12 protein-coding genes are annotated in these 12,222 nt (G+C 66.8%); 7 read left to right on the top strand and 5 right to left on the bottom strand.

The genetic code is table 11. The features are described from left to right. Positions 1–79: 79 nt before the first annotated feature. Positions 80–424: a DUF485 domain-containing protein gene (locus G6N44_RS24310; protein ID WP_163668472.1), complete on the top strand. Its 345-nt coding sequence runs from the start codon at positions 80–82 to the stop codon at positions 422–424. Then, entirely contained in the window at positions 424–2,055 is a 1,632-nt protein-coding gene (locus tag G6N44_RS24305) for a monocarboxylic acid transporter (RefSeq protein ID WP_163668470.1), read from the top strand. The genes G6N44_RS24310 and G6N44_RS24305 overlap by 1 nt, the downstream gene beginning before the upstream one ends. 26 nt (positions 2,056–2,081) lie before the next feature. Here the strand turns inward: G6N44_RS24305 and G6N44_RS29925 are convergent, their stop codons facing one another. Then, complete coding sequence (locus G6N44_RS29925) at positions 2,082–2,183, bottom strand: helix-turn-helix domain-containing protein (RefSeq protein ID WP_163668468.1); 102 nt, start codon at positions 2,181–2,183, stop codon at positions 2,082–2,084. A gap of 692 nt (positions 2,184–2,875) precedes the next feature. Here G6N44_RS29925 and G6N44_RS24295 point away from each other — a divergent pair. Beyond that, positions 2,876–4,198, top strand: coding sequence for an acyltransferase family protein (locus tag G6N44_RS24295; RefSeq protein WP_163668466.1), 1,323 nt, complete (start codon positions 2,876–2,878; stop codon positions 4,196–4,198). 35 nt (positions 4,199–4,233) lie between these two features. Here G6N44_RS24295 and G6N44_RS24290 read toward each other — a convergent pair whose 3' ends face one another. Beyond that, a complete protein-coding gene (locus tag G6N44_RS24290) occupies positions 4,234–4,407 on the bottom strand; it encodes a DUF5302 domain-containing protein (RefSeq protein ID WP_163668464.1) in 174 nt (57 codons plus the stop codon). 46 nt (positions 4,408–4,453) lie between these two features. Further along, a complete protein-coding gene (locus G6N44_RS24285; protein WP_163668462.1) occupies positions 4,454–4,897 on the bottom strand; it encodes a PPOX class F420-dependent oxidoreductase in 444 nt (147 codons plus the stop codon). Positions 4,898–4,928: 31 nt separating this feature from the next. Between G6N44_RS24285 and G6N44_RS24280 the strand changes: the two genes are divergently transcribed. From G6N44_RS24280 to G6N44_RS24270, 3 genes are read left to right on the top strand one after another with little or no spacing between them, the layout of a single operon-like run. Then, complete coding sequence (locus G6N44_RS24280) at positions 4,929–5,759, top strand: class I SAM-dependent methyltransferase (protein ID WP_163668460.1); 831 nt, start codon at positions 4,929–4,931, stop codon at positions 5,757–5,759. Positions 5,760–5,778: 19 nt separating this feature from the next. Continuing rightward, complete coding sequence (locus tag G6N44_RS24275) at positions 5,779–6,750, top strand: alpha/beta hydrolase family protein (protein ID WP_163668459.1); 972 nt, start codon at positions 5,779–5,781, stop codon at positions 6,748–6,750. 17 nt (positions 6,751–6,767) lie between these two features. Then, complete coding sequence (locus G6N44_RS24270; RefSeq protein WP_163668457.1) at positions 6,768–7,283, top strand: DUF1697 domain-containing protein; 516 nt, start codon at positions 6,768–6,770, stop codon at positions 7,281–7,283. Positions 7,284–7,287: 4 nt separating this feature from the next. Here G6N44_RS24270 and otnI read toward each other — a convergent pair whose 3' ends face one another. Then, positions 7,288–8,073, bottom strand: a complete 786-nt coding sequence (gene otnI, locus G6N44_RS24265; protein ID WP_163668455.1) for a 2-oxo-tetronate isomerase — start codon at positions 8,071–8,073, stop codon at positions 7,288–7,290. A 104-nt stretch (positions 8,074–8,177) separates the two neighbouring features. Between otnI and G6N44_RS24260 the strand changes: the two genes are divergently transcribed. After that, positions 8,178–9,011, top strand: a complete 834-nt coding sequence (locus G6N44_RS24260; protein WP_163668453.1) for a class I SAM-dependent methyltransferase — start codon at positions 8,178–8,180, stop codon at positions 9,009–9,011. 15 nt (positions 9,012–9,026) lie between these two features. On the opposite strand, the gene G6N44_RS24255 is transcribed toward G6N44_RS24260, so the two are convergent. Further along, entirely contained in the window at positions 9,027–12,182 is a 3,156-nt protein-coding gene (locus G6N44_RS24255; protein WP_163668451.1) for a bifunctional cytochrome P450/NADPH--P450 reductase, read from the bottom strand. Positions 12,183–12,222: the final 40 nt, after the last annotated feature.

The raw sequence follows: 12,222 nt of genomic DNA, 5'->3' as shown, positions 1-12,222 counted from the left end.
ACCGCGATACCCATCGCATGTGACCCAGCTCTCAATTAGGTTCTCCGCTATCCCACAGTCAATTGTCAGGAGTCCTCGGGTGACCGAAACCGACCTTCCCGAGAGGACTATCCCCACCGGGGAACGGTTCCTCGCCACGCAGGCAAGCCCTGAGTTCCAGGAATTGCGTACCCGCCTGCGCCGCTTCGTCTTTCCGATGACCGCATTCTTCCTGATCTGGTATGCCCTCTACGTCGCCCTCGGCGCATTCGCCCACGACTTCATGGCCGTCCGGGTGTTCGGCAACATCAACGTCGGTCTGCTGGTCGGGCTGGGCCAGTTCCTGACCACGTTCCTCATCACCGGGCTCTACGTGCGCTTCGCCAATCGGGAACTCGACCCGCGGGCCACCGCCATCCGCGAAGAGCTGGAGGGTACGGCCTGATGTCGACCACGTACCTCGCCGCCGAGACCGTCGGCAACCCCGTCGCCAACATCGCCATCTTCGGGGTATTCGTCCTGGTCACCCTGTTCGTGGTGATCCGGGCCAGCAAGCGCAACGCCACCGCCGACGAATTCTTCACCGGGGGGCGAGCCTTCTCCGGACCGCAGAACGGCATCGCCATCGCCGGCGACTACCTGTCGGCGGCCAGCTTCCTCGGCATTGCCGGCGCGATCGCCGTCTACGGCTACGACGGCTTCCTCTACTCTATCGGTTTCCTGGTCGCCTGGCTGGTGGCCCTGCTGTTGGTGGCCGAATTGCTGCGCAATACCGGCAAATTCACCATGGCGGACGTGCTGAGCTTCCGGCTCAAGCAGAAACCCGTGCGGTTGGCCGCCGCCACCTCCACCATGACGGTGTCGCTGTTCTATCTGCTGGCCCAGATGGCCGGTGCCGGCGGATTGGTGGCGCTGCTGCTCAACATCAACAGCCGGACCGGACAGTCCGTCGTCATCGCCGTGGTCGGTGTGCTGATGATCGTCTACGTTCTGGTCGGCGGCATGAAGGGCACCACCTGGGTGCAGATCATCAAGGCCGTGCTGCTGATCGCGGGCGCCGCATTCATGACCGTGATGGTGCTGGCCAAGTTCGGACTCAACTTCTCCGACATCCTCGGCTCGGCGCAATCCGCCATCTCGGGTTCGACCAGTACCGCCGTCTCGGGTCGCGACGTGTTGGCCCCGGGCGCCCAGTACGGCGGTTCGCTCACCTCGCAGATCAACTTCATCTCGCTGGCCCTGGCATTGGTGCTGGGCACCGCGGGCCTGCCGCATGTGCTGATGCGGTTCTACACGGTGCCCACCGCCAAGGAAGCCCGGCGCTCGGTGGTCTGGGCGATCGCCCTGATCGGCGCCTTCTACCTGTTCACGTTGGTGCTGGGCTACGGCGCGGCAGCGATTGTCGGGCCAGACCGCATCCTGGCCGCCGCGGGTGGACAGAATGCCGCCGCACCACTGTTGGCCTTCGAACTCGGCGGCGTCATCCTGCTCGGCGTCATCTCCGCGGTGGCCTTCGCCACCATCCTGGCGGTGGTCGCGGGCCTGACCATCACGGCGTCGGCCTCGTTCGCCCACGACGTGTACGCATCAGTCATGAAGTCGCACAAGGTGACCGAGAGTGAGCAGGTTCGGGTGTCGCGCATCACCGCGGTGGTGCTCGGCCTGCTGGGCATCGGCCTCGGTATCCTGGCCAACGGCCAGAACATCGCCTTCCTGGTGGCGCTGGCGTTCGCCGTGGCGGCCGCGGCCAACCTGCCGACCATCGTGTACTCGCTGTACTGGAAGCGGTTCAACACCCGCGGCGCGCTGTGGAGCATGTACGGCGGGCTGATCTCGACCATTGTGCTGATCGTGTTCTCCCCGGCCGTGTCGGGCAGCAAGACCGCGATGATCCCGGGCGCGGACTTCGACTTCTTCCCGCTGGCCAATCCGGGCATCGTGTCGATCCCGCTGGCCTTCGCGCTCGGCATCATCGGCACGCTCACCTCTCCCGACACCGGGGACCCCGAGCTCAACGCCGAGATGGAAGTGCGGTCGCTGACGGGTGTGGGCGCTGAGAAGGCGGTTGCGCACTAGAAGGGTTAACGGGTCGAGCGGCGTCGCTACCATTCAGCGTGCGCCGCTGCCCCGCCATGACGTGCCAGCACCTCGTACTGCTCGACCGTGGGATCGAGACAGAACCGGAATGTGGTGTGACGCGCCATCACTGATCAACGTCTCACACACCACCGACAAGTGCCCTGGCCAGCGCGAACGCCCATGGTACGGATGATCAATATCGATAGTCACGTGACCACAGACCCGGTCAGCGGCACCGACGGCATCTGGGCGCCAATCCTTTGCCGCGGAGATATCCGCACCCGATCGCCGGCGCAGGCCGACCGCAGCGGTGATGGTTTTTCCCGGCATCAAGGCGTCCCCAGTGGCCGGACCGCGCGAGTTCGACGAGGCTAAGAAAGTCGACGGAGTCAAACGCCATGCACTCGTCGGCACCACCTGTGTTCTGGTCGCCGCGGCCGACGTGGCGGACCGTGCCGCATTCCCACGCTGCTGCCCAAGGCGAAGCCGATTACGCCGACCATCAGCCACGTGTGGGTGGACCAGGGCCACACAGGCAGGCCTCACCACCGCCGCGGCTAAGGCCAGCGGCGCCGTCGACATGGTCTCCGGGCCCAAACCCGGCCACGGCTTCATCGTCCAACCTCGACGCTCGGTGGTCGAACACACCAACGGTTCGATCTATCACTGCCGCCACAATGACCGCCACTACGAAACGGCCCATGGCCGCCCACGAACGCTTCGTCTACCTCAACCAAATCACCCTGCTACTCCGGCGAAGCGAATCCCGTATTTCTACCTAGGGACTACGCGACCTCGGGGCCATAGCGTTTCTGTCATGACCGTTGCGTGCGAAGAAGCCCCCGAAAAGGCCGGGCTGTTCCCGTCCCCCGCCGAGGTGGAGGCCCAGACCCCCGCTGACCGGGACCGGGCCATCGACGTCATCCGGATCGTCTCGCTGATCGGTGTGGTGTTCGGCCACACCGTCATGGCGACCAGCACGATCCGCGACGACGTGTTCATCTGGAGCAACCTGCTCACGGCATCCACCGTGTTCCAGGCGCTGACCTGGGTGTTCCAGATCATGCCGCTGTTCTTCTTCGCCGGTGTGGCGGCTTCGGTGCAGTCCTGGAAGCCCGGCTCCTCCTGGGGCGGCTGGCTGCTGAAGCGCTGCACCCGGCTCTACCGCCCGGTGTTCTACTACCTGGCCTTCTGGACTGTCACCCTGGCGGTGCTGCGGTTCGTCCTGCCCGAACATGTCTACGAACCCATCGCCGGCATCTCCGTCCAGCTGCTGTGGTTCCTGGGCGCCTACGTCCTGGTGCTGGCCGCGGTGCCCCTGCTGGCCCGCATCACCACCACCGCCCAGGTCGCCGGTGCGGTGATCGGCACCTATGCGTTCATCGCCACGATCGACGCAGTCCGGATCACCGCCGACAGCACTGAGGGCTACGCCTCGCTGGGCTACCTCAACACCGTGGTGTGGCTGATTCCCGGCGTGTTCGGTGTCGCCTACCGACGGAACCTGCTGTCCAGCGGCGCCGCGTGCAAGATCGGGATCGGCATGCTCGGGGTGAACCTGGCGCTGCTGTACTTCGGCCCGTACGAGCTGAGCCTGGTCGGCATCGAGACCCAGCAGCTCAAGAACATGACACCGCCCTCACTGCTGCTGGCCGGCCACGCAATCATGATGTGCGCGTTCGCGATTGCCGCCGCCCCCGCCATCAACCGGTGGGCGCGGCGGCCGCGGGTATGGTGGCTGACCGCGATCGGAAACTCCGGCGCGATGACGCTGTATCTGTGGCACATGCCGCTGCTGCTGGGCCTGCACCTGGTCTTCGACTACCTGGGCCTGGACCGCTACGACCCGTCGGCCCCCGGATTCCTGGCCCTGTCGGTGCTGCAGTTGGCATTGATGGCCGGACTGGTGGCGATGGCGTTCGTCGCACTGCGCCCGCTGGAGAATTCGCCGCTGCCGCTGTGGGACGGCGGCAAGGTGGCCGGCCCCGGGATCCGCAGCTCGGCGGTGGGCCTGCTGCTGTGCCTGGCCGGTGCGGCGACGCTGACCTCGGTCGCCTGGGGCCTGAAGGATCAGGGTGTCTACTGCGTGGCAGTCATGCTGGCCGCCCTCGTAGCGGCTCGCGCGCTGGCCCGCGACTGACCATCGACGCTGCGCACTACGGAACGGGTTAGGGGCTAGCCGCTCTTGCGACGGAACTCCCGCCGACCCTCGACGGGGCCGTGGGCCTTGGAGTGTTTGGATCCCCCGTCGGTGTGGGCAGACCCCGATGCCGCCTTGGCGTTCTTACGCTCGAGAGCCTCGCGGAACTTGCGCTTGTTGTCGTCTTCCGGCACTTCGTCGCTCGCCATAGGGGCAGCCTAGTCCGACCGGACGGGCAGTGAGCGCAGGCAGGCCCTAACGCTTGCCCGGCGGCATCCCGTACACGTGTGTGATCGGCAGGGTCAGCAGCACGCGGCGATCGTCGACCATCGCGCGCCGGTAATCATCCCAGTCCGGATGCTCGCCGGCGATGTTGCGGTACAAGGCAATCAGCCCCTCGACCGTATCGTCCTCTGGCGCCGCGGCGGGTGGGGTGAGAATCGAGTTGCCTTCGGCGACCGCGTAGGACCAGCCGTCGTCGGAGCTGACATGAATCGAGGCCCGGGGATCACGTCGCAGGTTGCGGGTCTTGGCCCGGGGCTCGGCGACGGAGATCTGGATCTGCAATGCCCGCGGGTCGAAGTAATAGGAGACATTCGACAGCTGCGGACGACCGTCCTGTTTGATCGTCGCGAGAACTCCCATCGAGTTACCGCCGATCAAGGCCAAAAGCTTGTCGTCGAAAACCTGGCGCCCCATGTGACGAGCGTACGTCTTTACCATCGGTTCGATGAGTGTGATTGACGGCAACATCCTCGAGGGCGTCTCGGCGACGTCGCTGTGGACCCTGAGCAACCGCGGTCTGGAGGCCAGACGGTCCGACGGCGTGATCCGCGACCCGTGGGCGGTGGCCCTGCGCGACTCGATCGACTACGACTACCGCAAGTTCGGCAGGCCGACACAGACCCACGCCCTGCGGGCCCGCACGTTCGACGTCGAGACCCGCGACTACCTCTCGACGCACCCGAAGTCCGCAGTGGTGGCATTGGCCGAGGGCCTGCAGACCAGTTTCTGGCGACTCGACCAGGCCGGCGTGGCCGACGAATTGACCTGGTATTCAGTTGATCTACCGGCCGTCATCGCGATCCGGGACGAACTCCTGCCCCATGACGACCGCATCGTCGCCCTGGCCCAGTCGGCGCTCGACCGCAGTTGGATGGACCATGTCGACGCTGCCGACGGTGTGTTCATCACCGCCGAGGGCCTGCTGATGTACCTGGAGCCCGAGGATGTGCGCGCCCTGATCGCCGACTGCGCGGCACGCTTTCCCGGTGGGCGGATGGTATTCGACTCGATTCCGCACTGGGTGAGCCGGCGCACCCTCAAAGGCCTGCGCCTGTCCGACCGCTACATCGCGCCGCCGATGCCGTTCGCGCTGACCGCCGACGAGGGCCTGGCCATGGCAGGGAACGGGCCGGGAGCCATCCCCGGAGTGAAATCTGCCCGGGACGTGCCCATGCAGGCCGGGCGCGGCCTGTTCAAGCTGGCCGCCGGATCGTGGCCGGACCGGATCGACACGATCCACCGCATCAGGCCGTCCATCACGGTGTTGGACTTCTGACCGGTCCGGCTGCAACCAGATGCCACTGCAGAAACGCCGCCTGCTGACGGTGCTCACCACCCTGCTGATCGCCGGGGCCATCCCGTCGTGCACGACGACAGCGGCGACGACCGAGAGGAGGTCCGCTGAGCTCACGGTGGTTCCCGAGGCGCTCACCCTGCACGACGCGACTGTCACCCGCCTCCACTACCTGTCGGACGCGCACCCCACCGGCCGTGACCTCGACCAGAACTGGGCCGACCTGTACCTGCCCGCCGGAACGCATGCGTTCAATTCGGTCCCGCTGGTGGTGCTCATCCACGGCGGCGGGTGGCAGAGCACCATGGGCGCCGGGGTCTTCGCCGGACTGGCCCGCGAGCTCAGCAGCCGTGGCATGGCCGTCTACAACATCGAGTACCGGAGGTTGGGGTCGGGCGGCGGATGGCCGACCACATTCGACGACGTGGCGCGCGCCATGGACTACGTCGCCGAAGTGGCCCTGCGGTATCCGCAGCTGGCGATTGAGGATGCGCTCGTCGTCGGCCACAGTGCGGGAGCCCAGTTGGCGGTGTGGGCCAGCACCCGGCAGGACCTGCGCGGTGACGAGGTCGGCTTCCAGCCTCGCTTCCGGCCGACCAGGGTCATCTCGCTGGCCGGCCCACTCGACATGGTCTACGCCGCCAACCACGGCGACAACCGCATCGTCGCGGTGCTCGGGGGCCGTCCGGCGGACGTGCCGAAGCGGTACGCCTCGGTCGATCCGATCCAGAACCTCGACCCGAACGTGCCGGTGATCGCGATCCATGGATCCCTCGACACCGTTGTCGCACCGGCAAACTCGCAACGCTATGTCGCAGCGCTCAAGAAGCGCGGCGGGCGGGCCGCCGTCGAGTTGCTCCCGGGTGAGAACCACACGTCGATTGTGTCGACGCGCTCCCCCAGCTTCCGGCGGGTGCTGAACCTGATCACCGCCACCGCGAAGGCCGAACTGGACCAGCTGCCGGTGAAGTGACTGACTAGGCTGAGGCCGTGACCCGCTACATCGCGTTTCTGCGCGGCGTCAACGTCGGTGGCGTCAATCTCAAGATGGCCGACGTCGCGAAGGCCATGACGGCGGCCGGGTTCAGCGACGTTCGTACGATTCTGGCAAGCGGAAATATCTTGCTGGACAGCACTTCCGATGCCGCGAAGGTCCGCAGCACGGCCGAGCGCACCCTCCGAGACACCTTCGGCTACGAAGCCTGGGTGCTGGTGTACGACGTGCCCACCCTGCAGAAGATCTCCACCGGTTATCCATTCGAGCGGGAGGTCCCTGACCACCACTCCTACGTCACGTTCGTCAGCGACGCCGAAATGCTCGACGAGCTCGCGGCCCTGCCCCCTGGAGACGACGAAAAGGTGCAGCGCGGCGACGGGGTGCTCTATTGGCAGGTGCCCCGAACGGCGACACTCGCCAGTGCGATCGGCAAGACCATGGGCAAGACGCGCTACAAATCCTGCTCGACCACCAGAAACCTGCGCACCCTGGACAGGGTGCTGCGCTGAGACGTCACCCGCGTGCTCGTCGCATCCACCCCAATCCTGCGCTGGTGCCGGCAGCGGGGCGGTACTCACAGCCCACCCAGCCCCCGTAACCGGTCTCATCGATGACAGCGAGCAGGTGGTCGATCGCCAGTTCGCCACTGTCCGGTTCATGCCGATCGGGGACTCCGGCAATCTGCACGTGCCCGACGCGACCGGTCGGAAGGTCCGAGCGCAACCGGATCGTCAGGTCGCCCTCGGTGATCTGACAGTGGTACAGGTCGAGTTGGACTTTGAGGTTCGGTGCCCCGATCCCGCCGACGATCTGGTGGGCCTCGTCCTGCCGGCTCAGCAGGTAGCCGGGCATGTCGCGCTGGTTGATCGGTTCGATCAGCACGTCGACGCCGCGGCCCGCGGCCTGATCGGCGGCCCAGGTGAGGTTGTCGCGGCACACCGCCAGCCGCTCTTCGCGGACGGCACCGGCTGGGACGAGGCCGGCCATCACGTGCACGCGTGGGCAGTTGAGCACCTCGGCGTAGCCCAGGGCGCGGGCGAACCCGTCCCGGAACTCGGCCTCGCGGCCGGGCAGCGAGGCGGTACCGCGTTCCCCGGCGTCGAAGTCCCCCGGTGGCGCGTTGAACAGAACCTGACGCAGGCCGTGGGCGTCGAGTCGCGCGCGCAGTTGCTCGGCCGGGTGGGCATACGGAAAGAGGTACTCCACCGCGGTGAATCCGTCGGCCGCCGCCGCGGCAAAGCGATCGAGAAAGTCGTGCTCGGCGTACATCATGGAGAGATTGGCGGCAAAGCGAGGCACGGCAGACTCCTTCCAGCTGAGCCGGTCAGCGGTTGACGACATCTTTGCGCGTGCGGTCGACGGTGTCAGCCCGCCCCTGGCAGAACACGGGTACATTCGCGCCCATGACGGGTACCTCAGGCAAGGTGAGCGGCAGTGCGCTCACCGGAGTTTCCGAGACCGCACTGCTGACCCTGCAGGTGCGCGCACATGAGGCGCGCCGCCCCGACGGTCTGATCGATGATCCGATGGCGGTGCAATTGGTCGACTCGATCGATTTCGATTTCGCCAAGTTCGGCCCCAGCCGCCGCCAGGACATGCCTCTGCGGTCGTTGCTGTTCGACCAGACGACTGGCAACTACCTGCGGGACCACCCGAAGGCCACCGTGGTGGCACTGGCCGAGGGTCTGCAGACCAGCTTTTACCGCCTGGACGCCGCCGGCCTGGGTCATGAGTTCCGTTGGCTGTCAGTCGATCTGGAGCCGATGATCGAGCTTCGCAGCAAGCTGCTGCCGAAGCCGGACCGCGTCACGCAGTGCGCCCAGTCGGCACTGGACTTCAGCTGGATGGACCGTGTCGACACCAGCCACGGAGTGTTCATCACCGCCGAGGGCCTGCTGATGTATCTGCGGCCCGAGGAGTCCATGTCGCTGATCCGTGCCTGCGCGCAACGCTTTCCGGGCGGACAGATGATGTTTGACCTGCCGCCGGCGTTCTTCGCCTTCCTGACCCGCAAGGGGATGCCGACGTCGATGCGCTATCGGGTGCCTCCCATGCCGTTCACCTTGTCCCCGGACGAACTCGCCGACCTCGTCAACACCGTGCCCGGGGTCCGGACGGTGCGCGACCTGCCGATGCCGCCGGGCCGCGGCAGGATCCTCAACGCCTTACTGCAGGCGCAGCATCTGCCGATCTTCGACCGGGTACGCCCGGTGATGGGGCTGCTGGAGTTCGGTTAGACCGGCGGCTGATCCCTACTGCGCCCACACATCCTCGACATAGCGATCTGAACCCACCAGGTCGGTGAGCCACTGTGAGGCGGCGGCATCGTCGGCCCCGGTGTGGTGACGGTAGATATCGCGGAAGGCTCCGCGCACCGCGGGAGCCATCCGGGCTCCGTCACCACAGATGTACACGTGGGCATCCATGTCCGGGTCGCCCAGCATCGCCCAGACCTCGTCGGCATCGGCGGTGATCCGATCCTGGACGTACCGGATCTCGTCTTCGGGCCGCCGCGAGAAGGCCGGGCGCATCCGCACCACGCCCGCACGTTCGGCCGCCTCGAATTCGTCGCGGAACAGGTAGTCGACATCCGGGTGGCGCACCCCGAAGAAACACAATGCCGATGTGAAAGGCTCGCCCGCGGCCTGCGCCGCCAGCCGGTCCCCGATGAATCCCCGGAACGGGGCGACCCCGGTCCCGGCACCGACCAGGATGACGTTCTTCGCCGGCTCGGCACCGGCGCGGAACGCCCGGCGGGCGGTGTCGACTCGCATCCGAATCCGTTGTCCCGGTGCCGCATCGGCGAGATAGCTCGATGACACCCCGCGGAAGACGCCGTATCCGGACCGGGCCGGGCCCTCGAGCACGCTGACCACCAGTTCGACCTCACGCGGCACCCGACGGGCCGACGATGCGATGGAGTAGTGCCGGGGCGCCATCGGCTCGAACAACTCCAGCAGTTCGGCACGCGACAGCTCGGTCGCCGGAAACTCCGCCATACATTCGGTGATACACATGGCACGGGTCTCGGGGTGCTCGGCCAGTTCGGTCAGGGCCGACCGTTCCGGCGGGCACGGATTGGCTGTCGCCAGGCGCAGCAGCTGACTTCGACTGGCCGGCTTGCGGAGCTCGATGAAATGGGTGAGCAGTTCACGAACGCTGACTTCGCGGTCGACGGCGATGGCCCGGCGTGTGCTGCGCCGCGGATTGACCGAGATCCGACGGTCGAGCCGCAACTCCAACAGCTCCGCGACCTCGTCCACGACCTCAGGGCTGTTGTCGGGCAGTACCGTGAGGTGATCACCGGTCTGGTATCCGAGGCCATCGGGAAGCGCTATCCGAATGAGCCGCTTGGCATTTCCCATGTCCCTGTGGTCGACCAGCGCCACGTTGTCCAGAACTGTCGCGGGTTGGACCTCGAAACGCGCATCGATCGCCGACGTCACCGGGCCGTCGATAGCGCGCAGTTCGTACAGGAGTTCGTCGGTGGTGTCGGCGGGCAGCTGGGCACCGGCCGCCGGGGCGAGCGCGTCCCACAGGGCTGCGGAGAAGTCTTCCACAGTCCCGGCGAAGTCCCCTGACGTATCGGCTTCGCTACGCGGAATCACCGGTGGGCCAACCAGTTCCGAGAGTCGCTGCTCGATGCGTTTGGGAATACTCTGGTAGGTCTCGGCCCAGTTCCGATCGCCGACACCGAGTATGGCGTACGGGATGGTCGGTTGGGCCTGTGTGCCCGGATCGTCCAGCCATTCGACGAAGCGACGCGCATCGTCGGTGGGTTGCCCGTTGTAGGACGCCGCGATCACCACCAGCGCCCCCTCGGTGGGCAGCGCGCCCGCTGCCGTGTCGAGCGCAGCCACGGTGGTCTGATAACCCAGGTCGGTGGCCTCGTCGGCCAGCTGCTGTGCCAGCGCGCGACAATTGCCCAGGTTCGAGCCGTGCAGCACAGTCACTTTCGAACCCGGTGTCGCCACCGCGCGCGGCCGGGTCGCCGGCGCCGCCTCCGGCGTCGCCGCCGCGGTGTGCCTGCGGTCCGAGGGTGTCCGGCGCACCAGGTCGAGATGGAACCCGACCGGTTTGCGCAACAGATCGCTGTGCGTGCGGAGCTGGTAGTGCTCGGCGTCCAGGAAGCGGTACCGGTGCACCAGGGTGGCCAGCGCCATGGTCGCCTCGTGCAGGGCGAACTGACGGCCGATGCAGGACCGCGCCCCGGTGCCGAACGGCTTGAACAGGTTGACCGGACGTCCGGCGGACTGCTCGGCCCCGAACCGGTCCGGGTCGAAGATGTCGACGTTGTCACCCCACTCTGGCTGCCGGTGCAGGGCCGACGTCATCACCGTGACGACCTCGCCCTTGCGCACCGGGTACCGGCCTCCGATGACGGTGTCCGCCAATGCCATCCGGTCGAACTCGCGGACCGGCGGGGACAGACGCAGCGTCTCGTCGACGATCTGGCGGACGTAGGTGAGCTTGCCGATCTCGTCGAATGCGGGCACGTGGTCATCGTCCGGACCGAACACCGTGTCGACCTCCAGACACGCCCGGTGCAGCACCGCAGGGTTCTTGACGATGCTGTACAGCGCGGTCGGCATCAGAGTCGAGGTGGTGTCCTGGCCGGCGATCAGGAAGGTCAGGATCTGGTTGCGGATGCTGTCGTGCCCGAGAGGAGGCGTGCCGTCGGCACCCGGTTCGAGCATCAACGCGAGCAGGTCGTCCAGATCGACCGCACCCGCGCGGTGCCCGGCGATCAATTCGTCGATGAAGGCGAACAGCTTGTCACGCTCGGCGGCGAAGACCGCCCGGTCGCCACCGCCCGGGGAGAGGATCTGTGCCAGCGCAGCTGCGAAGCTGGCCGGGATGTCGGCCAGCCCGTCCTGGCGATAGGAGTCGAATCGCGCACCGAACCCGGCCAGACCCACGGTGTCCATGGCCAGCTTCGCCAGATCCCCCGCGACGTCAACCAACCGCGGCCCGACCGCTGCGGCGGTTTCGTCCCACAGCGCGATGAGCTGGCGGTTGATGTCGAGCATGGCCGGGTGATAGCTGCGTAACCCGCTGAAGCTGAACCCTGGCATCAGGACGTCATGGGCCTGCTGCCAACCGTTTTCGCCGGGATACGACGTGAACAGGCCATTGCCGACCAGCGTCCGGAAGCGGTCCAGCCGGACCGTGATGCCCTTGGTGAAGCGTGTCTCGTCGCACAGTTCGTCGACCAGCGACAGGGAGCACGCATAGAGCCGCCGGCTGCCGGTGAAGTCGGCGTAGAACAGGGGCCCGTACTGTTCGGCGAGCACGTCGGCGGGGAGCGCGTAGGGCCGGCCGGCCACCGGCCCCGGCGGTAGGTCCAGACCCACCGCCGAGGGGACATCGTCGATGTCCGGTGGCAGAGCCGGTGAGAACCTCTCCATGAGCGCGAGCTTAGCCACGCGCGATGAGCTGTCCCTGAAA

The sequence above is a fragment of the Mycolicibacterium alvei genome (assembly GCF_010727325.1).
GTDB classification, from domain to species: domain Bacteria; phylum Actinomycetota; class Actinomycetes; order Mycobacteriales; family Mycobacteriaceae; genus Mycobacterium; species Mycobacterium alvei.
Note: the sequence above shows the minus strand (reverse complement) of the source record. Positions and strands in the feature narration are given on the sequence as shown.

Bases quoted from the DNA above. Each gene is read 5' to 3' on its own strand.
- G6N44_RS24305 (WP_163668470.1), top strand. From the start codon at position 424: ATGTCGACCACGTACCTCGCCGCCGAGACCGTCGGCAACCCCGTCGCC.
- G6N44_RS29925 (WP_163668468.1), bottom strand. From the start codon at position 2,183: ATGGCGCGTCACACCACATTCCGGTTCTGTCTCGATCCCACGGTCGAG.
- G6N44_RS24295 (WP_163668466.1), top strand. From the start codon at position 2,876: ATGACCGTTGCGTGCGAAGAAGCCCCCGAAAAGGCCGGGCTGTTCCCG.
- G6N44_RS24290 (WP_163668464.1), bottom strand. From the start codon at position 4,407: ATGGCGAGCGACGAAGTGCCGGAAGACGACAACAAGCGCAAGTTCCGC.
- G6N44_RS24285 (WP_163668462.1), bottom strand. From the start codon at position 4,897: ATGGGGCGCCAGGTTTTCGACGACAAGCTTTTGGCCTTGATCGGCGGT.
- G6N44_RS24280 (WP_163668460.1), top strand. From the start codon at position 4,929: ATGAGTGTGATTGACGGCAACATCCTCGAGGGCGTCTCGGCGACGTCG.
- G6N44_RS24275 (WP_163668459.1), top strand. From the start codon at position 5,779: ATGCCACTGCAGAAACGCCGCCTGCTGACGGTGCTCACCACCCTGCTG.
- G6N44_RS24260 (WP_163668453.1), top strand. From the start codon at position 8,178: ATGACGGGTACCTCAGGCAAGGTGAGCGGCAGTGCGCTCACCGGAGTT.
- G6N44_RS24255 (WP_163668451.1), bottom strand. From the start codon at position 12,182: ATGGAGAGGTTCTCACCGGCTCTGCCACCGGACATCGACGATGTCCCC.